The organism is Gilliamella sp. W8136 (assembly GCF_016101285.1).
In the GTDB taxonomy this organism is placed as follows: Bacteria; Pseudomonadota; Gammaproteobacteria; order Enterobacterales; family Orbaceae; genus Gilliamella; species Gilliamella apicola_N.
Window position 1 is genome coordinate 24547 of sequence record NZ_JACFQU010000008.1, and the last position, 22928, is coordinate 47474.

General features: G+C 34.0%; 19 protein-coding genes. 11 read left to right on the forward strand and 8 right to left on the reverse strand.

Going from position 1 to position 22928, the window contains the following annotated elements:
- Positions 1–44: 44 nt before the first annotated feature.
- The 3 genes from H3T96_RS06430 to H3T96_RS06440 all read left to right on the forward strand — a co-directional run bounded on the left by H3T96_RS06430 (position 45) and on the right by H3T96_RS06440 (position 6158).
- Positions 45–497, forward strand: coding sequence for a hypothetical protein (locus H3T96_RS06430; RefSeq protein ID WP_144091935.1), 453 nt, complete (start codon positions 45–47; stop codon positions 495–497).
- Between the two features lie 131 nt (positions 498–628).
- Positions 629–2347 (forward strand): autotransporter assembly complex family protein, encoded by a 1719-nt coding sequence (locus H3T96_RS06435; protein ID WP_144091934.1) that lies wholly within the window; start codon positions 629–631, stop codon positions 2345–2347.
- Position 2348: 1 nt separating this feature from the next.
- Complete coding sequence (locus H3T96_RS06440) at positions 2349–6158, forward strand: translocation/assembly module TamB domain-containing protein (RefSeq protein ID WP_144091933.1); 3810 nt, start codon at positions 2349–2351, stop codon at positions 6156–6158.
- 345 nt (positions 6159–6503) lie between these two features.
- Here H3T96_RS06440 and mnmD read toward each other — a convergent pair whose 3' ends face one another.
- The gene (gene mnmD / locus H3T96_RS06445) at positions 6504–7223 is read right to left on the reverse strand and encodes a tRNA (5-methylaminomethyl-2-thiouridine)(34)-methyltransferase MnmD (RefSeq protein ID WP_186279249.1); all 720 of its coding nucleotides are present in this window, start codon (positions 7221–7223) and stop codon (positions 6504–6506) included.
- An 88-nt stretch (positions 7224–7311) separates the two neighbouring features.
- Between mnmD and H3T96_RS06450 the strand changes: the two genes are divergently transcribed.
- The 6 genes from H3T96_RS06450 (at position 7312) to H3T96_RS06475 (ending at position 12335) form a co-directional block, all read left to right on the forward strand.
- Positions 7312–8043 carry a 1-acylglycerol-3-phosphate O-acyltransferase gene (locus tag H3T96_RS06450; protein WP_039127171.1) on the forward strand — a complete coding sequence of 244 codons (732 nt, stop codon included), beginning with the start codon at positions 7312–7314 and terminating at the stop codon, positions 8041–8043.
- A gap of 3 nt (positions 8044–8046) precedes the next feature.
- Positions 8047–8817: a methyltransferase domain-containing protein gene (locus tag H3T96_RS06455; protein WP_039127169.1), complete on the forward strand. Its 771-nt coding sequence runs from the start codon at positions 8047–8049 to the stop codon at positions 8815–8817.
- 323 nt (positions 8818–9140) lie between these two features.
- On the forward strand, positions 9141–10067 hold the full coding sequence (gene rfaD, locus H3T96_RS06460) for an ADP-glyceromanno-heptose 6-epimerase (protein ID WP_039127166.1): 927 nt from the start codon (positions 9141–9143) through the stop codon (positions 10065–10067).
- 15 nt (positions 10068–10082) lie between these two features.
- Positions 10083–11132, forward strand: a complete 1050-nt coding sequence (gene rfaF, locus H3T96_RS06465; protein ID WP_039127165.1) for an ADP-heptose--LPS heptosyltransferase RfaF — start codon at positions 10083–10085, stop codon at positions 11130–11132.
- Positions 11132–12094 carry a lipopolysaccharide heptosyltransferase RfaC gene (rfaC, locus tag H3T96_RS06470; RefSeq protein ID WP_144091931.1) on the forward strand — a complete coding sequence of 321 codons (963 nt, stop codon included), beginning with the start codon at positions 11132–11134 and terminating at the stop codon, positions 12092–12094. Before rfaF ends, rfaC begins: the two co-directional genes overlap by 1 nt.
- A gap of 40 nt (positions 12095–12134) precedes the next feature.
- Entirely contained in the window at positions 12135–12335 is a 201-nt protein-coding gene (locus H3T96_RS06475; protein ID WP_025315221.1) for a YaeP family protein, read from the forward strand.
- Here the strand turns inward: H3T96_RS06475 and H3T96_RS06480 are convergent.
- The 3 genes from H3T96_RS06480 to trmA all read right to left on the reverse strand — a co-directional run bounded on the left by H3T96_RS06480 (position 12313) and on the right by trmA (position 15860).
- Positions 12313–13725 carry a heavy metal sensor histidine kinase gene (locus H3T96_RS06480; protein ID WP_039127158.1) on the reverse strand — a complete coding sequence of 471 codons (1413 nt, stop codon included), beginning with the start codon at positions 13723–13725 and terminating at the stop codon, positions 12313–12315. The genes H3T96_RS06475 and H3T96_RS06480 overlap by 23 nt on opposite strands.
- Positions 13712–14398: a heavy metal response regulator transcription factor gene (locus H3T96_RS06485; protein ID WP_086351432.1), complete on the reverse strand. Its 687-nt coding sequence runs from the start codon at positions 14396–14398 to the stop codon at positions 13712–13714. The genes H3T96_RS06480 and H3T96_RS06485 overlap by 14 nt, the downstream gene beginning before the upstream one ends.
- A 364-nt stretch (positions 14399–14762) precedes the next feature.
- Positions 14763–15860 carry a tRNA (uridine(54)-C5)-methyltransferase TrmA gene (gene trmA, locus H3T96_RS06490; RefSeq protein ID WP_144091930.1) on the reverse strand — a complete coding sequence of 366 codons (1098 nt, stop codon included), beginning with the start codon at positions 15858–15860 and terminating at the stop codon, positions 14763–14765.
- 405 nt (positions 15861–16265) lie between these two features.
- On the opposite strand from trmA, the gene srmB reads away from it, so the two are divergent.
- Both srmB and H3T96_RS06500 read left to right on the forward strand, forming a co-directional pair.
- The gene (gene srmB / locus H3T96_RS06495) at positions 16266–17573 is read left to right on the forward strand and encodes an ATP-dependent RNA helicase SrmB (RefSeq protein ID WP_039127203.1); all 1308 of its coding nucleotides are present in this window, start codon (positions 16266–16268) and stop codon (positions 17571–17573) included.
- Positions 17574–17694: 121 nt separating this feature from the next.
- Positions 17695–18297, forward strand: a complete 603-nt coding sequence (locus H3T96_RS06500; protein WP_039127151.1) for a peroxiredoxin C — start codon at positions 17695–17697, stop codon at positions 18295–18297.
- 154 nt (positions 18298–18451) lie between these two features.
- Here the strand turns inward: H3T96_RS06500 and H3T96_RS06505 are convergent, their stop codons facing one another.
- The 4 genes from H3T96_RS06505 to H3T96_RS06520 form a co-directional block, all read right to left on the reverse strand.
- Positions 18452–18766: a multidrug efflux SMR transporter gene (locus H3T96_RS06505; protein WP_039127148.1), complete on the reverse strand. Its 315-nt coding sequence runs from the start codon at positions 18764–18766 to the stop codon at positions 18452–18454.
- Between the two features lie 23 nt (positions 18767–18789).
- The gene (locus H3T96_RS06510; protein WP_039127145.1) at positions 18790–19113 is read right to left on the reverse strand and encodes a multidrug efflux SMR transporter; all 324 of its coding nucleotides are present in this window, start codon (positions 19111–19113) and stop codon (positions 18790–18792) included.
- Between the two features lie 457 nt (positions 19114–19570).
- Entirely contained in the window at positions 19571–21817 is a 2247-nt protein-coding gene (locus tag H3T96_RS06515) for a TonB-dependent siderophore receptor (protein ID WP_144091929.1), read from the reverse strand.
- Between the two features lie 112 nt (positions 21818–21929).
- A complete protein-coding gene (locus H3T96_RS06520) occupies positions 21930–22859 on the reverse strand; it encodes an alpha/beta hydrolase (protein WP_144091928.1) in 930 nt (309 codons plus the stop codon).
- Between the last annotated feature and the right edge of the window lie 69 nt (positions 22860–22928).

Below are 22928 nucleotides of genomic sequence, written 5' to 3' on the forward strand. Positions count from 1 at the left end.
TAAGGGGTCGTTTTAAAATTTAAAACACATGCAAGCAAGAATAAATGATCGAGTTAACAGATATTACAAATACAGTAAATTTACAATTTGATATCGTCGGTTATGAGTTCCCTGACAGCAAAGATGATTGGTGTTTGCTAAAAGTCATTGTCCAACAAAGTGGTAATCGGTTTGAAAAAACCGATCCTGCTTTAGAAATCGCTGATCTACACACACTATACAATTGGTTTAATGATCTATCAAAAGGTCAATTACCAAGTAATGCTAAGTTATGGTTTACTGAGCCTTGCTTTTCACTTGCATTTATTTCTTACAAAAATCAAAAAGTAACAATTTCAATTACACTTAGTTGTGAGCTTGAACCAGATTTTTGTCTTGATGTCCCTTATGAGTTACAAAATAATTGGACAATCTTTTTTGAATTATCTAATTATAACTTAGCAATGATAGTAAAACATCTCAAACAATGGATTATAACGTTCCCTTATCGAACATGATATTTCATGAGAATTAACTTTATTTTACAAAGCATATCATAGACGATGAAACGGCAAATATGTTAAATTTACATACAATAACAAACCCATAATAACTTCCTAAACAATTTCAAAAAATCATCGAGGTGTTTGTGTCACGATTTTCCCGTTCATTATGTTTAGTTTTAATGATAACTACAGCATATTGTTATGCAGATATGCAGTTATCAATTAAAGGGTTATCGGGGGAACTTGCTAATAATGTAAATGCCCGAGTTTCATTAATTGAACAGAGTAAAATCAATAATTCACCCAATTTTAAACGTTATTTTGAAAGCGAAGCACAAAAAGCCCTTCGAGCGTTAGGATATTATTCTCCTAGTTTTGAATATTTTGAACAAGATCCTAAAGTATTAACTGTTAAAATTTCACCTGGCGAACCAATATTAATTGAACAACTTAACATAAATATTACGGGTGAAGGTGAACAAGATAAAGATTTTAATGAGTTACTTGAACATGACTTGCCTAAAAAAGGCGATATTTTAAATCATGGTAGTTACGAATCATTTAAAAAATCATTACTTAATTTATCTTTAGAAAAAGGATATTTTGATGCTAATATGCCTAAGCATCAGTTAGCCGTATCAAATTATGAACACCAAGCTTATTGGAACATTGATTTTAATACAGGCCAACGTTACAAATTTGGTAAAGTTAGTTTCCCAAATGTAAAAATCCGTAAAGACTATTTGGCTAATCTAGTACCATTTAAAGAAGGTGAAAAATATACGGCTGAACAGCTATCTGTATTAAACAGGCGTCTTAATTCAACTAATTGGTTTAATTCTGTTCTTGTTACGCCAGACTTTCCTCATCTAAGTGAGGATAAAACTCTCCCTATTGAAGTGACAACTTCACCACGTAAAAGAAATAGTATGGACTTAGGGTTAGGATACTCAACGGATAATGGCGTACATGGTAAGATCGGCTGGAGTAAACCTTGGATTAATAGTCGAGGGCAAAGTTTTCAAAGTAATTTATCTCTATCATCACCTGAACAAATGATAACCATGAGTTATAAAATACCTCTAAAACAATCACCTTTAGAACAATATTACACTATCCAAGGTGGTTATAAAAAAATCGACAATAATGACACCTATTCTCGTTCTTATACTTTTGGAGCGTTACGCAATTGGGATCGCTTTGAGGGATGGCAAACGGCAGTGGGGCTAAATATGCTACGGGATGATTTTACCCAAGGGGACTCAAGTTATAAAACATTCTTATACTATCCCTCGCTTAGTCTTTCACGCATCCGTAATGACGATAATATATTACCTATGTGGGGCGATTCCCAACGTTATTCAGTTGAAGCCGCAGCAGAATCATTAGGTTCTGATATTAATTTAGTTCGTTTCCAAGCACAACAAACTTGGATTCGTTCATTAAAAGAATCTCATCGATTTATTGTTAGGGGGAATTTTGGGATAATTCAAGCGAGTAATTTTGATAAAGTACCGCCTTCTTTCAGATTCTTTGCTGGTGGTGACCGAAGTATTCGTGGTTACAGTTACCAATCAATTTCGCCAGAGGATAAAAAAGGGAAACTTAAAGGTGCTTCTAAACTCATCACGGGTTCGGCTGAATATCAATATAATTTATCTGGCCCATGGTGGGGAGCAGTATTTGTTGATAGTGGCGAAGCCATAGATAAAGTTGATAAAGCTAAATTTTATACTGGTAGTGGATTTGGAATTAGATGGTCATCCCCTGTTGGCCCAATAAAATTAGATCTAGCAACCCCTTTAAACAAAAAAGATAAAGGCTCTGTTCACCTATATATTGGTTTAGGAAGCGAATTATAAAATGTCTGAAAATGCTAATCATGACGCAATTGCTGAAAATTCAAAATCAAAAGGAAAATGGAAAAAGCGCTGTATTGTCATACTGTCTATGTTCATCTTTCTAATTACATTTATCATTATGGTGATTTATACCAGTTTAGGTGTAAAACTCACCATGTTTGCATTAAATAAATATCTGCCAGAACTGAAAATTCAACAAGTTGAAGGATCGTTTCATAATTTACATATACAAGGACTTTCATTAGATTTAACTGGAGTCCATGTAAGCGTTGAAGATGCTTCTCTAGAGTTATCTGGTTCATGTTTAATACAGACCAAGATCTGTCTGAAAAACTTTGATGCAGATGGAGTAAACGTTCAGATTGATACCAAACAATTCGAATCTTCAGAAGATGATACTAAAGCAGATACAACAGAAGATGAAGAACGTTTTATTATTAAAACACCATTACCGATTGAATTAAATGCTACACAGCTTAACAAGGTCAAAGTGAACGTTGATGATATGCAATTCGGTATGTCAAGTTTTACTGGTAAAGCGATATGGGTTAATGAAAAAATTTACGTATACCCGGCTGTTGCCATGGATTTAAGTGCAATTTTTCCTGATAACACATCACCTCAAGGACAAAAAACAGAAAATAATTTACCTATTAATGAACAGATTAATCAATTATTTAATGAACCACTGATTAATTCTTTACCTCAAGTAAGTATTCCATTAGATATCAATGTGAGTAATCTAAGCGGAAATAATTGGTTATTACATATCGGAGGGGAAGATTTTCGATTTAATCAAGTTACCATTGAAACGGATATGATAAATAATCATATTATGGTAAAACAAGTTGATACCAATATACAGACGCCTTATCTAAATGGACATGCATCAGTTAATGGTGAGATCACACTTGGTGATGATTGGCCACTCGTTGCATTTATTAAAGCTGATACAAAAGAAAACCATTTAGAGGGACAATTTTCTGGTAAATTATTAGGTAAATTAACAACTCATACATCTGTTACAGGGTTAAATAAACTTAATATCGATGGTCATATCAATTTTATCGAAAAATATTTACCTGTTATGGCCAAATTAAATGGTAAACATATTCAATGGCCTCTTGAGGGCGTAGCTCAATATCAACTTAATGATTTTGATCTCGCTATTGATGGCAATGTAGAACAATATAATTTATCAACCAAAGGGTCTGTAACAGGTGAAAATTTACCAGCAACAATATTTGACATTGCTGGTAACGGTACCAACCAAGGAGCAACCTTTAAACGTGGAATCATCAAGTTACCCCAAGGTGAGATTGCTGCATCAGGAAATGTGAATTGGCAAAATTCACTGCAATGGAATACCAATGTGAAACTTAATCAAGTTGACCTAACAAAAGAGATACCTGAATACCCTATAAAATTAAATGGTCAACTCAATACAACGGGTAAATTAGCCGGTGAAACTTGGCAATTGAATGTTACCGATTTAGATTTAATAGGTAAAATCAAACACGCTGATTTTTCGGCTAACGGTAATTTACAAGTTGATTCTAAACGTAATTTATCCGCTAATGATCTAGCAATAATCTGGGATAAAAACCGAATAAATGTAGATGGTTCAACGGAAAAAGGAAATTTGAATGCAAAGCTTAATCTAGCATCTTTAGCATTATTGGTCGATGAAATGCAAGGATCAATTTTTGGTAACATCAAAATGGCAGGAACGAAATCAAATCCTATTATTGATACAAATTTAACTGTAGATGCTTTAAAGATGCCAAATATCTCAATATCTAAAGCAAATTTATCCGGTAAAATGCATTATCAAGACCAATTAAACTTACAACTAAAACTCATTGGACAGAATATTGAGATTTCCAACCAAATAATTAAAAAAGCAGACATTGATCTTGTTGGTAATGAAAGTAAGCATACTTTAAGTATTGATCTTGACGGTAATCCTGCATCTTTAAAAACATCATTAACGGGGAAAATTGATAAAGACCATACTAAATGGAGCGGCAATATATCTAATGCACTATTAAATTTAGGTAATAATAACCATTGGTCATTAACTCAACCTTTAACTTTAACTTATGATTTAAATCAACAAATCCCTACTATTGGAGCCCATTGTTGGCACAATAGCTCTTCAAGCATCTGCTTAGAAAAACCATTATCACCTATACCGAATACTCAATCCACAATAACCCTAAAAGATATTGATTTAGCTAGACTACCTATACCTAATGATGGCGAGACAAAACTTGCAGGTAGCATAAACGGTAAAGCAGAAATTAAATTTAGCAATAACAGCAAAACGCCTGCTATTAAAGCCAATCTAACCAGTAATAAAGTTTTTGTTCAGCAAATGATAGTAAATCAAGCCTTACCTATTCCATTTGATTTATTTAATATTAATGTAGAATTTAATGAACAACAGGCTAAATTAGATTGGCATTTTAGTCTAAAAGAGTTAGGAAAAATTAATGGAGATCTACTTATTACTGATCCAAACAATCAGAAAAAATTAAGTGGTCAGTTAATAATCGATAATTTGGCTTTGGCAATCCTTAACCCACTGTTAGATAAAAATGAATATACTAAAGGCGCTATTAATGGAGCGGTTAAATTTTCCGGTTCATTAATGGATCCTTATCTAACGGGCAATATCAATCTTAAACAAAGTGAAATAAAAACTAATCAATTACCTATCGACATTAAATCAGCAACGCTTGATATAAAATTGAATGGTAAATCTTCAACCTTACATGGGATTCTAACGACTCAATCAGGTAATGTTGATATTAACGGTAATGCAAGCTGGCAAAATTTAGATAAATGGCAGGCTAATTTAACGGTCAATGGTGCAGCAATGCAGGTATCGGTTCCACCAATGATTGTAATGAGCATTGTCCCTGATATCAAAATTAACGCAACTCAAGATGAGTTAACTCTATTAGGAAAAGTTAACATACCTAAAGGTAAGATTACTGTTGATTCACTGCCAGAATCAAGTGTCGATGTTTCACCTGATGAAGTGATGCTTGATAGAAATGGAAATCAAATAGAACCACAAAAATTTGGTATGAAAATCAATAGTCATCTTGAAATTAATATTGGGAATGATGTTTCTGTTGATGCATTTGGTTTAAAAGCTAAACTAAAAGGACATTTAGTTGCCACTCAGACGAATAAAGGTTTAGATCTGCATGGTGAAGTATTAATTCCTAGTGGACGGTTTAATGCGTATGGTCAAGACTTAGTTATTCGCAAAGGAGTGATTACTTTTTCCGGACCAAGCGATCGCGCTATACTTGATGTTGAAGCAATACGTAATCCAGATTCAATGGATAAAAGTAATATTACCGCAGGAATTCGGGTAACTGGCTCATCGGAAGATCCAAAAATAGACATCTTCTCAGACCCTGCAATGTCGCAGCAAGAAGCATTATCTTACCTAATCCGTGGACAAGGTCTTGATAACTCAGATCAGAGTGAAAACGACATGATGACAGCATTATTAGTCGGAATTGGTACTTCCAAAACAGGGAAATACATTGGTGATATCGGTAATATGTTTGGGATAAAAAACCTTACTTTAGATACTCAAGGTGCTGGTGACAGTTCAAAAGTGGTCGTGAGTGGCTATATTTTACCGCATCTACAACTTAAATATGGAGTCGGTATTTTCGATTCTTTGGCAACTTTTACATTACGCTATAGACTTATGCCAAGTCTCTATTTAGAAGCGACTTCAGGTTTAGCTCAAGCACTAGATGTAATTTATCAATTTGAGTTTTAAATTTACTAATCAAAGTTAATGTAAACGATAAAATTTATGGATATGGATGGATTTGAAAATAATGCATCTAAATGTTAAAAAATAAGGCAAAGGTTAGATTGATTAGTTTTTTATCTTAATTAAAATAGCCCTAAAAGCTAACTTTTAACATTCATAATTAGTTAAACCCCATTTTAGAATGGGGTTTAAATTTTTAAGTATTCATAAATTTTTCTTGAAAAGGGATGTACCCCATTCTCTGATTACGATGAACATCTTTAGCTTAACTACAATGTTCCGATTCAAGAATCATACTTTCTAATTGAGATTTTTCACTCCATTTTATGTTTTGTGGAAGAAACAAGATTATTCAGTCTTATTGCCGATTAACATTTCACGCTTTATACCAAATCCTTTATGTTTAAATACATTAAACCCAGCATTAAGCAGGTTACGACGTACAAACCCTGCAGCAGTAAAAGTTGCAAATGTACCCTTACGTGCCGTTAATGTATAACATTTTTTAAATAATGATTCTGACCACATATCAGGGTTTTTAGCTGGCGAAAATCCGTCAAAAAACCAAGCATTAATCAATATATTTTGTTTTCTTAGAAAATCGGGGAAATAACTAACATCATCATAAAAAATGGACAACGAGACATTATCGAAATGGTAAATGCTTTGAATTTCACTGAAATTGGTCTGCAGTTGCGATGCTAAGTTTTGTAAATCTTTATCTTTGGTTAATACATTATGATGAATTTGCTTTAATTCATCTGATGATAATGGAAATTTTTCAACACTAAAGAATTTAATTTTTTTAAGAACATGATTTGGATGTTGATCTCTAAAATGTAAAAATGTTTGCCATAAAATTAAAAAACTGAGACCTGAACCAAAACCGGTTTCGCCAACTATAAATGTCTCTTGCTCATGCTGTAAAAAACGTTGATATAAATCATTACTTTCAATAAACACGTAACGGGTTTCGTCAATTGCTCCTTCCGTATTAAAATACACATCATTAAAATAAGTTGAAATTGGGGTTTGATTTTCGTCCCAAGTAATCGTTGATTTAAGCATAAACATCCTATAGACGCGTGATTTTTACAAACTGTATATTAACGTTGATTACGTATATAATACGCCAAGTTAACTTATGAGGTAAATTATGGTTTTTATTTTTCGCTTAATTTTTGTCGTCATCACAGGAATTATTCTTTGTGTTTTTGGCGTGATTTTTTGTTTATTTAATCCAAGAAACCCCAAAAATGTAGCAAGATTCGCCCATTTATTTAGTTTGTTGTTCCAACCGGTATTTGGCGTTAAAGTCACTACACGCCCCTATTCTAAAATTAGTAATATGGGAAGCTGTGTTTATATTGCTAATCACCAGAATAATTTCGATTTGGTGGTTGCTGCTGATATTGTACAACCGAAAACTGTCACCGTTGGTAAAAAAAGTTTGGCTTGGATCCCATTTTTTGGGCAACTTTATTACCTTACAGGTAATATACTCATTGACCGCAACAATAAATCAAAAGCACGCGATACCATTGAACAAGTGGTTAGAGAAATTCAAAATCGTGGTATTTCTATTTGGATGTTTCCTGAAGGTACACGTAGCCGCGGTCGAGGACTGTTACCTTTTAAAATGGGTGCATTTAAAGCAGCAATAGCAGCCGGTGTACCCATTGTACCAATTTGTGTATCAGAGACGACTAATATTAAGTTAAATCGTATCAATAATGGGCATATGATTGTTGAAATGCTCGATCCAATTGAAACTAAAAACCTTCGCAAAGAAGATGCCAAAGCATTAATGGAACAGTGCTATGCACAAATGTCTAACAAAATAGCGGAAATCAATGCTGAAGTACAACAACTTAACAATCAAAAGTAATTTATGAGTAAACAAGATCGCAATTTTGATGATATCAGTGGCAAATTTGCACAAAATATTTATGGTACAACTAAAGGTCGAATTCGTGAAGCGGTAGTTTGGCAAGAACTTGAGAATATTTTAGCTAACTATCCTGCAAATAAACCCCTAAATATCCTTGATGCTGGTGGTGGACAAGGTCAAATCGCCTGTAGACTAGCTAAACTCGGCCACCATGTTACCATTTGTGATATTTCGCAACAAATGCTTGAACTAGCAAAACAAAAAGCGAGCGAGGAAAATATCGAAATCAATTGTCTTTGCTGCTCAATACAGCAACTTCATACTTTACTTGATGAACAGTTTGATATCGTTATTTGTCATGCCGTTTTAGAATGGGTTGCAGAGCCGATTGAATTAATTCAATCATTAAAAAAACATTTAAAGGTAAATGGCTATTTATCTTTGATGTTTTATAACTACCATGGACTGCTATTTAAAACAGTCACCTTGGGTAATTTTGGTTATACACAAGCTGGCCTTGCAAAACGTAAAAAAAAGACACTCTCCCCTGATTTTCCAAGAGAGCCTAAAGATGTCTATTATTGGCTGACCCAGTTAGATTTTAATATTTTACAAAAAATAGGCATTCGTATTTTCCACGACTATTTAGCGAATAAATCCAAGGCTGAAACGCACTTTGAACAGCTATTAGAGCTTGAAAAACAATACTGTCGTACTGAACCTTATCTTAATTTAGCAAGATATATTTTAGTCACAGCGAAAAAGAATTAATTGATAAACGATTAACAATATCAAAAGAGTTATAATCTATTTCATAGGTTATAACTTGTTTATTCTAAATATTGTATCTATCTAACGATGTTAATTTAAGTAATATACCTGACATGACAGAATCATTGTCAGATCAAATAACAATTAATTAACTGATCTTATTCGTATTTTGTCAACTATCAACCCAATGGATATGCAAGTAATGATGATATGATGTTATGAATTTTCAATGCGCACCAGCCTTGAAAATAAATCATCACTCGAAAAATTTGTCATAAATCGGTATTATAAGTGGATTCATTTTATTGGTTAAGGAATTTGATATGATCGTAGTAACTGGCGGTGCTGGATTTATTGGTAGTAATATTGTTAAGGGGTTAAATGACCAAGGACACAAAAATATTTTAGTGGTGGATGATTTAACCGACGGTACTAAATTTAGTAATTTAGTTGATTTAGATATCGCTGACTATATGGATAAAGACGAATTTATCTCATTAGTTGTAGCAGGTGAAGATATGGATATTGATGTTATTTTTCATCAAGGAGCTTGCTCATCGACCACCGAATGGGATGGCAAATTTATGATGGAAAACAACTATCAATATTCAAAAGACTTGTTAGATTGCTGTTTAGATCTTGATATTCCATTTTTATATGCATCTTCGGCTGCTACTTATGGTGGACGCAGTGATAATTTCATCGAAGATCGCGCTTATGAAAAACCGCTGAATGTTTATGGTTATTCTAAATTTCTGTTTGACCAATATGTTAGACAAGTATTACCTAAAGCTAAGTCACAAGTTTGTGGATTCCGTTATTTTAACGTCTATGGACCACGTGAATCACATAAAGGTAGTATGGCAAGTGTTGCATTTCATTTAAATGAACAAATTAACAAAGGTGAAAAACCGAAACTATTTACCGGTAGTGATAACTTCAAACGCGATTTTATTTATGTAAGTGACGTTGTTGATGTAAATTTATGGTTTTGGAAAAATAAAATTTCAGGTATTTTCAATTGTGGTACAGGTCAAGCAGAATCATTCCAAACCGTAGCTGATGCTGTCGTCAATTATCATAGAAAAGGGGAAATAGATTATATTCCGTTCCCTGATAACCTTAAAGGAAGATACCAAAGCTTTACTCAAGCTGATCTCACTAAATTTAGAGAAACTGGATGCCCAATTGAATTTAAAACTGTAACCGAAGGTACAACTGAATATATGAAATGGCTTAACGAACAATAGAAAGGAATTGATAAGATGAAAACACTCATTATTGGTCCTTCATGGGTTGGTGATATGATGATGTCACAAAGCCTATATCGTACTTTAAAGCAGCTTGATCCTCATAATGAAATTGATGTTATGGCCCCGGCTTGGAGTCGGGCTTTATTAAATAAAATGCCAGAAGTCAATCAGGCGCTTGAAATGCCAATCGGTCATGGTGAGTTTGCTTTCGCTAAACGTCGTCAAATAGGTAGATCATTACGAGCTAATCATTACGATCAAGCTATTGTTTTACCGAATTCATTTAAGTCTGCACTCATTCCATTTTTTGCCAAAATTCCTAAACGAACAGGCTGGAAAGGAGAACTGCGTTACGGATTATTAAATGATATTCGCACACTTGATAAAGCTGCGTTTCCTTTGATGGTTGAGCGCTATGTTGCGCTGGCTTATCCCAAAGATCAAATTCATTCTGCAAAAGATCTACCACAACCACTATTATGGCCAAAACTGAGTGTTGAGCAAAAAGAAATTGATGAGGCATTAGTCACTTTTGCGATTCCACAAGATGAACCATTAATTGGCTTTTGTCCTGGGGCAGAATTTGGACCCGCTAAACGTTGGCCAGATTATCATTATGCTACACTTGCCGATATGCTGGTTAAACAAAATGCTAGAATTATAATCTTTGGTTCAGCCAAAGATCGAGAAGTTGGCGATCAGATTATTGCTAAAATGGTGCAAAGTGATAAATGCATCAACTTAGCAGGTCAAACCAAGCTAGAACAAGCTATTGCTTTAATCGCAGCTTGTAAAGCCATTGTGACCAATGATTCAGGATTAATGCATGTTGCTGCTGCATTAGATAGACCATTAGTTGCATTATATGGTCCAAGTAGCCCAGAGTTTACCCCTCCATTATCGGATAAAGCAGAAGTTATCCGTTTAATCACTGGTTATCATCGTGTTCGTAAAGGTGATGCTGAACAAGGTTATCATCAAAGCTTGATTGATATTAAACCAGATAATGTATTTGAAACTTTGATGAATCTTATCATGCGTAGTAAAAAGAGTAATGGATAATGCGTGTCTTAGTCGTTAAAACTTCCTCAATGGGTGATGTGCTGCATACCCTACCAGCATTGACCGATGCAGCAAATAATATATCTGATATTACTTTTGATTGGGTAGTTGAAGAAAATTTTGCTCAAATACCTAGTTGGCACTATGCTGTAAATAATGTAATACCTGTTGCTATAAGACGTTGGCGCAAAAGTTGGTTTGCAAAAAATACTCGCCAAGAACGTCATGCGTTTATCCAAACCCTTAGGCAGCAAGAATATGATTGTATTATTGACGCGCAAGGACTTATTAAAAGCGCATTTCTTATAACTCGTAAAGCGCGCGGCATAAAGCATGGTTTGGATCGTCAAAGTATTAAAGAGCCTATTGCCAGTTGGTTTTATGATGTAAAACATGCTATTCCCAAGCAAATGCATGCCATTGAACGAGTTAGAATGTTGTTTGCTCAAAGCTTACAATACCCACTACCAGATTCAATGGGGGATTATGCTATTGCCCGCCATTTTCTATCGTCTCTACCTAGTGATAATCAACAGTATCTTGTTTTTTTACATGCTACAACTCGAGATGAAAAACACTGGACGGAAGAAGCATGGAGAAAATTAATTAAATTAACCGAAGCAACTGGATTAAAAATAAAATTACCTTGGGGAGCCGAGCACGAACAGCAAAGAGCGATTCGCCTTGCACAAGGTTTTAAGCATGTCGAAGTATTACCTAAACTATCACTGTCTGATGTTGCAACCATTATTGCTGGAGCAAAAGCAGTAGTTTCAGTTGATACAGGATTAAGCCATTTAACCGCTGCATTAGATCGCCCAAATATTACTCTATTTGGTGAAACCGACCCAAAATTAATTGGTGGTTATGGCAAAAATCAATTTAGTATAATTTCGCCTGAAAAAAGCATGCGCACTATTCAAGCCGAGCAAGTATACCAACAATTGGCTCAATTTTTATAACAACAAATCATAATTGCGAAAAATAACAGGAAGCCGTTTAATGAATAAATATTGTGAACTCATTCGTGAAAAGTATGCCCAAATTGGAAGTAATGAACTAGGTTACATTGAAGATGCCCTAGGAGCCGTAATGCTGGTTCTAAATGAAGTAGTCGATTGCGAGCAAGTTCCTCAAGAACTAAAAGATAAAGCTGCCTATGCAGCAGCTAATTTGTTGATTAGTGATTATGAGGTGAAATAGCGGTTGGTAGATTGATAATAAAACGGGTAGATCTATCATCAGACTCAACAAAAATCGTTCCTTTATGGGTTTGGATAATTGATTTTACGATTGCCAACCCTATTCCTGCACCCGAAGTACCATTACGATGACGTGATTCATCTACTCGATAGAAACGGTCAAAAAGGTGAGGTAAATGCCGGCTATCAATTTTTTCACCTGGATTGGCAATGATGATTTTGACTCTTTTTACTGAAGTTTGACTTAAAGTAATGGTAATTACTTCATTTTGAGGAGTATAACGAATGGCATTGGATAAAATATTACTTATCGCTCGACCTAACATCAGTTTATCGCCTTGAATATGTGAACAGTTACCCTCTAAATTAAATGTGATATTTTTCTCATCGGTGAGCGGTTCAAAATAGTCACACATCATGGTAAGCATACTAACCAAATCAATATCAATAAGATTTGGCACTAATTGATGATTATCAGCTTGAGCTAAAAAAAGCATATCTGAGATCATTTGCGACATTTTTTCATACTCTTCTAAATTGGAGTATAAAATCTCTCGATACTCTTCAGTGGATCGGGCATTATTTAACACAATTTGTGTTTGGGTTGTGAGATTAGTAATGGGCGTTCTCATTTCATGAGCAATATCAGCGGTAAAATTACGTTGCCGCTGAAAAACATCTTCCATACGATTAAGCATTTTATTGAACGCTCTCACCAAACTAATATATTTAGTTGGTACTGAGGAAGTTGGTATTCGATAATTTAGACGTTTAAGATTGATTTTTTCTATCTTCTTAATGAGCCGATTAATCGGTTTTTGAGTATAATAAATTGAGATAAATGAACCAATCAATGCTAAAACACAAGAAATGGCAATCAGCAATCCTAAACCGTTTCTTAATCGACTGATAAATTCAAGCTGTAAATCACGGCCAACAGCCACAATAGTGGTGTAATGTTTGTCATTTTCAACAATCACTCTTGATGCAGCAATTCGATAAGATGATTTATTCAGATTGGAGATGGTCGTACCGTGTTCAGTTATAATTTTTTCTAAATTAGCGGGTTTTAATGCAACAGCCAAGTTAGGCCCACGTGTACGATAAAGTACCTTACCTGATTCATCAATGATATAAACAAACAAGTGATGATGCCCGGTTAATATCAATAATAGATTTTGAAAAAGCTCATCACGATTATCATTAGGCGAAAAATAAATAAGTTCACGTTCTATTGATGAGATAACTGAATTTAATTCGGATACATTTTGCTGGATGGAAAATTTTTCAAAAGAACTTTCGATAAGATAACTAAAACAATAAAGGAGCCCACAAGTTAGTAGGCAAACAATTAGTGGTAAACGAAAAGAAATAACTTTAGTCCGCTTCATCCATTACATCCAATTTATATCCCATTCCACGCACAGTATGAATTAATTTAGGTTCAAATCCTGCATCAATTTTATTGCGCAATCGCCTAATCGCCACATCAATAACATTGGTATCACTATCAAAATTCATATCCCAAACTTGGGATGCAATCAGTGACCTCGGTAGAACTTCACCTGGATAACGTAAAAAATATTCTAATAACAGAAATTCTTTATTGGTTAAATCAATTCTTTTATCTGCTCGCGTTACTGTTCTTTTAGGTAAATCCATTACCAAATCAGCAATACTTAATTGATAATTATTGACTTGTGGAACATTGCGCCTAAGTAAAGATTTGACTCTTGCCAGTAATTCAGCAAAAGAAAACGGCTTAACTAAATAATCATCCGCACCTAAATTTAGTCCTTTAACTTTATCCTCTACACTGCCCATCGCAGTGAGTAACATAATTTGCGTGTCTTTTCCTGCTTCACGCAAAGATTGGACTATTTTCCAGCCAACGATATCTGGCAACATTACATCCAGAATAATTAAATCATAATCTTCTGTCATGGCTCTATGATAGCCATCTAAACCATTATCGGTTAAATCAACAATAAAACCTGATTCAACTAAACCCTGACGAAGATACTCACCTGTTTTATGTTCATCTTCAACAACTAACAATTTCATTTTGAGTATTTCCTTTGTTATTTTATATGATTATGGAAAATGTTTACTGCCGTAGTAGGATATATGAAAAAACCAAATGGTATCATGACATTTTAATGACTATATTGTAATAATTTGGTCATTAATTCGTTTGTTTAGCTTTGTTATAGTACTCACACAATGATTCATGAGGCTAGACATTATTGTTTCATTGTTTTATTTCCTTTCATCCATTCCTTGCAATTTAATGCAGCCCTAGTTTACCTAGGGTTTTTTTTTATCAAAAGCAATGTTGACAGTAGTCATTAGCCAAACAAGTACTAATTATTTTAGTATTTAGCCTAATTATTCTAACAAAATTAACCATCCTTGGATATGAATATATCTATTTTTTATGCAATACAACACCACTTTCAATATGATCGGTATAAGGAAACTGGTCAAACATAGCAAAATGCTTGATATTATGAGTTTCTATCAATTGCTGTAAATTATCCCGTAAAGAAAGAGGATTGCAGGATATATAAATAATAGTATTGTAACTTTTAAGAATATTAATTGTATCACTATCTATTCCGGCACGAGGAGGATCAACCAGTACAGTTTGGCACTGATAATCATCAAGATTGATATCCTTTAATCGATTAAATTCACGTTCTTTTTTTATAGCACTGGTAAACTCAGCTGCGGATAGACGGGCAATAATTAAATTATCAATCTCATTTACGGCAATATTATATTGTGCTGAATATACAGACGCTTTCGCTATTTCTGTCGCTAACACCTTACGAAAGTTTTGAGCCAAAGCGATAGAAAAATTACCGTTGCCACAATAAAATTCAAGTAGATCACCAGACAAACCTTTGGTAACTTCAATAGCCCACTCAAGCATTTTGATATTGACTGCGGCATTGGGTTGAGTAAAACTATTTTCAACTTGACGATAAATAAAGGTTTTATCCAATACTGGTAAGGCCTCATCAACATAATCGACATCAATCGCAATTTTTTGATTACTCGCCCGCCCAACGATATTAGCATCGATCCCCTGCTCGGCAAGTTGTTGCTTAAGTCTATTTGCCTCAGCAATCCAATCATCACCTAACTTTTTATGATACAAAAGCGTAATAAGTAATTGACCACTCAGTGTGGAAAAATAATCTATCTGAAACAATAAATGACGTAATAATTGGTTATGCTTAAGCAATGGTAAAATAGCTTTCATTGCTTGATTAATCAATTTTGTTGCAATCGGAAAATCATCAATTCGTGTGCGTTTTTTCGTTTTTTTATCATACATAATATGATAGATATCTTCACCATCATGCCATATTCTAAACTCAGCCCGCATACGGTAATGACTGATAGGAGAACTATAAACTTGCAATTCTGGAAGTGAGAAATCACTAAAAATTGTTTTTAAATGGGTTATTTTATTTTCAAGTTGAAGATTATATTTATCGTTCGAAAAAATTTCAGTCATATTCAGTAATGGGTGATTTTGTAAATGGTTAAAAGAAATATTGTCTATTATAAAATAACAACAAGATTATATTAAGTTATTAAGTAAATATTGAGTTTTAATCCCTTATTTTACCTAATATCGTAAAATTTAGTTTAATATCTTAACACAAAGGCAAAGTGTAATATAAATAAAGATTCCGTTACAAGCATTGATAAGAGTTGATGAATCAATCATTCTTTAACTTTTATACTTAAACGTATGCTTAACCTCAAACTTTTTTACAAAGTATTTAATTATTTTAATTGATATACTATAAAATGAACGAAATGAATATTGATGTCAGTTACTTACTACGTTTTATTGATTGTAGTTATAACGATTGCCGTTATAATGTGTCTCAAAATTTAAGATAGAATGATCAATATGACTGCAAAAACTTTTTCAGATTTAGAATTAGATGAGATTTTAATTCAAAATCTACAAACACAAAACATCCACACGCCAACAGTAATCCAAACTCAAACGATACCTGTCGCATTAGATGGCAAAGATATTTTAGGTTCAGCGCCAACGGGTACGGGTAAGACACTTGCTTTCTTAATTCCTGCTGTGCAACATTTATTGGATTTTCCACGTCGCAAACCGGGACCACCTCGTATTTTAGTTTTAACACCTACTCGAGAGCTAGCGATGCAAATAGCTGAGCAAGCTAAACGATTAACGCAATCCACTCATTTAAGCATAGCCACAATAACCGGAGGCGTTGCTTATATGAATCATGCTGAAGTATTCAGTAAAAATCAAGATATTGTGATTGCGACAACTGGACGGTTATTGCAATACATTAAAGAAGAAAATTTTGATTGTCGAGCTGTTGAAATGCTTATTTTAGATGAGGCAGACCGTATGTTAGATATGGGATTCTCTCAAGATGTCGAAACCATATCAGCAGAAACTCGCTGGCGCAAACAAACACTACTTTTTTCTGCAACGCTAGAGGGTGAAGGATTACATAATTTTGCTAATCGCATATTAAATGAACCTATTGAAATTAACGCCGATCCTTCACGCAAAGAACGTAAAAAGATTTTACAATTCTATTATCGTGCCGACAATTTAGAGCATAAAGTAGCCTTACTCATTCATTTATTAAAGCAAGAAGAATTGAAAAAGACGATCGTTTTTGTACGCAAGCGTGAACGGGTACATGAATTGGTTAGCTTATTACATCAGGCCGGAATCCATAGCTGTTATTTAGAAGGTGAAATGGTTCAAGCTAAACGTAACGAAGCAATTAAAAGAATGAACAACCATACCGTTAATGTACTGGTTGCAACCGATGTTGCAGCTCGTGGTATCGATATTGATGATATTACCCATGTTATTAATTTTGATGCACCTAAAACAGCCGACGTCTATTTGCATCGTATCGGTCGTACTGCCCGTGCTGGGAAAAAAGGGACCGCGATTATGTTGGTCGAAGCTCATGACAATGAATTGTTACAAAAAATTGAGCGTTACATCAAAGAACCAATAAAGTTACGAACCATTGATGAGTTACGCCCAAAAACGAAAGCGCCAAAACCGGCAACTAAGAAAAAACCTTCACAAAAAGCGAAATTGAAAAGTGCTACCAAAAAAGAAGATAACAAAAAGAAAAAAGTCAAACTGCGCCATCGCGATACTAAAAATAAAGGTAAACCGAAGAAATCAATAAATACTACCGAATGATAATTTATCAGTTAATAGTTTAAACTTATGATATCAATTGTTTATAACAACTTGGAGTGTAAGTTTAAATTGTTATAATGTTCCGCATATTAAAAAGCATTAAATAGTTAGGAGAACCATCATGACTTTAGTCACTCGTAAAGCCCCGGATTTTACATCAGCAGCAGTGTTAGGCTCAGGTGAAATCGTTGAAGATTTCAATTTAGCTAAACACATTAATGGTAAATATGCTGTTGTATTCTTTTGGCCAATGGATTTTACATTTGTATGTCCATCAGAAATCATCGCTTTCGATCATCGTTTAGAAGAATTTAAAAAACGTGGCGTTGAGATTATTGGGGTTTCTATGGATTCACAATATGTACATAATGCATGGCGTAATACTCCACAAGATAAAGGCGGTATTGGTGAAGTAAAATTCCCAATTGTTGCAGATATAAAACACTCTATTATGCAAGCCTACGGCGTTGAACACCCTGAAGCTGGTGTTGCTCTTCGCGCATCATTCTTTATTGATAAATCAGGTGTTGTACGTCATGAAACGATCAATGATTTACCAATTGGCCGTAATATTGACGAGATGATCCGTATTGTTGATGCTTTCCAATTCCATGAAGAACACGGTGAAGTTTGTCCTGCTCAATGGACTAAAGGTAAACAAGGTATGCAGGCTAACCCAAATGGTGTTGCTAGCTACCTAAAACAACATGGTAACGAAATTTAGTACACTGTTTTTCTCTTTTATTCATACATCCTTTTAGCTTACACTTTGCTTAACCGGAGTTCATCTCCGGTCTTTTTTTATTTAGAAAATCAAATAAACGAAACAAAAAACGCTTTTTTAACGCTATATCTGATTCTTTTAATTATCTCTTAAACTACATTGTAGCGTGTAATCCTACAATACCAATAATAATAAAAGTAAGTCCAAATAAGCGAGGAAGATTTTTTGGTTCATTAAAAATAAACATATTAGCCAACACAGCACCCGATGTACCCAGCCCAACCCATACAGGATAAACTATACTTAAATCCAGATATTGAAGTGAAAAATAAAATAAGGTAAACGAAACAAAAAAACCGCCCCAATACAGTGTTAACCGAAACACACTTTTTTGTTGCGAATAGAGCTTAAGGCCAATAGCGCCAATAACTTCAAAAATTGCAGCCGTTAAAATAAATAACCATCCCATATTGTAATCCAAATTTCAGTTAATCAACTATCTGCTCGTTTAAGTTGCACAACACCAATAATTATTAATGCAACGAAAAATATTTCAATAAGTTTGATTTCTTTACCAAACACGACCATATCAATAACGAGTGAACCAATCGCTCCGACACCAGAAAATATTGCATACACAGTACCTGTAGGAATTGTCTTGCATGCATTCGTTAAAAACGTAAAATCAACAATAATTATGAGTATAACAATAACCCAATGCCACCACTGACTGGCAGTAGTAAAACCAAATACCCAACACAGTTCAAAAAAGCAGGTCAGTATCACAAATGCCCACTCTTTATTCGCGCTAAACATAGTTACCCCGTTTTTATTACTATCTATTTTGTTAAAATCTATATTTTTAATGCAATCTATATGTTAGATATGCTGATTCTGCTATTTTGCCAATAAGCATCGACAAAACTATAGATGGTTCGCAAACAAAGCATTTGCCACCAAAAGAACTTAATATTATTTACAAAGAAACAACTTAATTGAATGCTAATTAGATTTTTAAAATTAGTATGATATTAAAATATCTATCGTTTCTAAAAACTTAAAAAATTTTATCCTTATTTATCAAATGTATAAGATATTTTATAATGAAGAAAGACAAAAAGCAAGAATAAAACTGTTATTATTCAATGTTTCACACTTTTACAGATAAAATTATAGTGAATAATGAGAACAATAAATAACTTAAAGCAGCTAAATAATCGCCAAGTTTAATCAATTTAATCGTTAGTTTGGCGATTTTATTTAATTGATTGAGCTAGAATGAAAGTTTAGTGCTTACAAAAAATGTCCGCCCTGGTTCATTATACGTTGCAGCTCCTGCACCCTTAACGGTTACGATACCATTTACTGGATTTTTTAAGGTTGTGGAATTACCCTCTCGGAATAAGCGCTTATTAAACACATTATCTATTCCAGCCGTTAACGTAACGTTTTTATTAAATTGATATTGCCCACTAAAATTTAAAATAGCATAAGGACTAAGTTGGTGAGTTGCACTATCCGTAGCTTTATTCCCAAGATAATCATATTTTTTCGGCTTTTGTTTACCAAACAAAGTGACCGTAGTTAACAACGACAATTTATCGGTTGTTTGCCAGTCTATTGATGAATTCAACGTATATTTTGGTATTATTGATAAATAATCGCCAGTCTTTTTATTTTTTGACTGCAACATCCAAGTTAGGTTATTTCGAAACTTGATTGTTGAAGTAACGGGAATCGTTAAGCTGCCTTCCAATCCCTCTACAACAGATTTGGGCACATTTTGCCATTGAAAAATATTTGAATTGCCAAATTTATTTTTTCCACCTTGCGCATGACCCACCACTTTTGTGCCAGAATCAATCTTATCATGATAATCATTACGGAAATAAGTTATGCCAGCAATTAATCCTTCATTATTATGAAACTCAAGCCCAATTTCTTTATTGACGCTTGTTTCCGCTTTTAAATTTTTGTTACCAATTAAATAACAACTGCCACCCGCACTATGACAACCTTGCCCACGACTATAAAGAAGATAGTTTGGGTTAGTTTGATATAAGTTAGGTGCTTTATAAGCTCTGGCAATACCAAGTTTTAAACTGAAATAGTCGCCCAATTCTTGGGATAAGTTCAAACTTGGACTCCAGTTACCACCTGATTTACTTTGATGATTATATCGTAATGTAGGGGTAAGCATGGTAGTTTGTGTCAGTTCAATGTTATCTTCGATAAACATCCCCCAAAGATTAGCTGATGAGTTTTCACTGCGCATTTTATCTTTGATCCAAGATATGCTTCCTCCCTCTTCAACGGATTGATTATTTGAGGTTGGATCTTTCATTTTTTGATGATTATACTCGCCACCAACAGTCATAGTTTGGGGTACCACCATAGTTAATGGGAAGTTGGTCTCATTATGTAAAGTAACATTATTATATTTAATGGTAGAAAAACTATCATTATCAAATCGACCTTCAGTTCCACCAGCTAAACCTTCATTTAAACGGGTATTATGTGTTTTTTCCAATTGAATATAAGATATTGTATTTAAGCCGTTGTCCCAATATGCTCGATGAGTTATTGAATAATTTTGACGAATCATTTTGTTAGTTTCATCATTATAAAAACGACTCACCAATTGATTAGGATTATTATTCTGTGTATCTCCGGCATAAATATTTCCTTGTCGGCTAATGCTCGTTTCAAATTCAATTGATTGTTTATCAGTGATATCCCACCGCAATAGACCATTGAGATCTTTATTGCGCACCCCTTCCCGTCCTGCACTGACCGAATTCGGATTAATTTGATGTTTTTTGTTGATATCCCACTCATCAGCATCGGTTTTATTGATATTGCCGTATAGACGCATACTTAGATTATCGGTTAATCCACCTGTTAATAAAAAGTTAGTCCTTTTTGTTGAACCTTCCTCACTGTGAGATGGTACATTAATATAACTATTTAAAGATCCATGCCACTCTTTAGCGGGTTGTTTCGTTATAATATTTACTACGCCTCCTGCTGCACCATCTCCATAACGAGCTGCTGCTGGACCACGAAGCACGTCAATTCTTTCAATAATATCTACAGGTATCCAATTCGTATCGCCTCTTGTGTCTCGCTCACCGCGCCAACCATATCGAACAGACATACGGCTTTTTACTGGTCTTCCATCAACTAAAATAAGCGTATTTTCAGGTCCCATTCCTCGAATATCAATTTGTCGATTATTACCTCGTTGACCACTTGTTGAATTACCCGTCAAACTGACACCTGGCATAGTACGAATAATTTCGGAAATATCGTTTTTGGGCGGCATTTTGCTCAGATCTTTTTGGCTGATAACCGAAACACCCAATGCTTGTTTAGCTTGCTCTGCTGCTGTCACAACCATCACATCATCTGAATCACTTGCCTTATGAGTTAATGAATTTTTGATATCAGCATTAGCATTATGACATGCAAGACTAACAAGTGTGGCAATAAAATAAGTCGATTTATATTTTGAACACATATATTATCCCTAATATTATTCTTCAATAATGATTATCATTATCAAGTGTCAGTAATATAAATCAAACTATCATATATTCAAGTTGATTAATAACTATTTGCTCAAATACTGGTTAATGAATGTTAAAATTTATTTGAATGCCATCTTGTAAAGCTATAATCGCTGCTGTTTTATGGGATTGTTGCGGATAAACTTTGTAACTTAAGTTTAAGTTATGAATCTTAGCTTGTTTTAATTGATCAAATAGATGTTTCGAATTATCCACCATTTTACGATTTTGCCGATGCTTTAATAAGAGATTCTGCTTTTCCTTGGGTAACTTGCGATCAAAAGGAAGTAAAGATTGTTCAGATCCCCCTACAGAGATAAGTAAATTGACGGGATTGATGAGTGGTGGCTGATTATCTAATAAGTATTTCGATAATACTTTAAACATATATCCATCGCTAAACCACATAGATGGACTCGATACCACATAGGTATTAAAAATCACTGGTTTTGTTAAAAAAATATATAAATTAAATAATCCACCGTATGAATGTCCAAAAATAGCTTGCTGTTTTAAATTAATCTTATAGCGTTTTTCCATTTCAGGTTTAAGTTCTTTTGTTAAAAAATCATAAAACGCATCTGCTCCACCATATTTACCAGATAAATTAATTTGATTATTCGGTAAGGTCTCAAAAACAAAATGATCTGGTTTAGGTAAAAAATCAAAATCACGACGTGTTTGATTGAGATAGTCAATTGCGACAATTATACCTTCTTGAAGAATGCAACGCTCACAAGCTTGGCTTTTAATAATGTCACTTGCTGTTAAAAAATAACTGTCACCATCAAGAAGATAAATAATTGGCCAACCACCTTTCGGTGTAGGTTTATTAGGAGTATAAATAGTAACTTTATAATCACCATTTGCCGTTGAATGAAATATTTCAGTCCGAGTATTAGGAACGACCACGTTATTTGTAGAAATGGATATTGATTGGCAACCTGTTATGATCAAGAGCATTATTATATATAAAAGAGTGAAACGTGGCATAGTTTATCCTAAACAATCAGAGCTTGCTGGAACAAATTAATGAATACATCTAACTTATTCAATAATAAA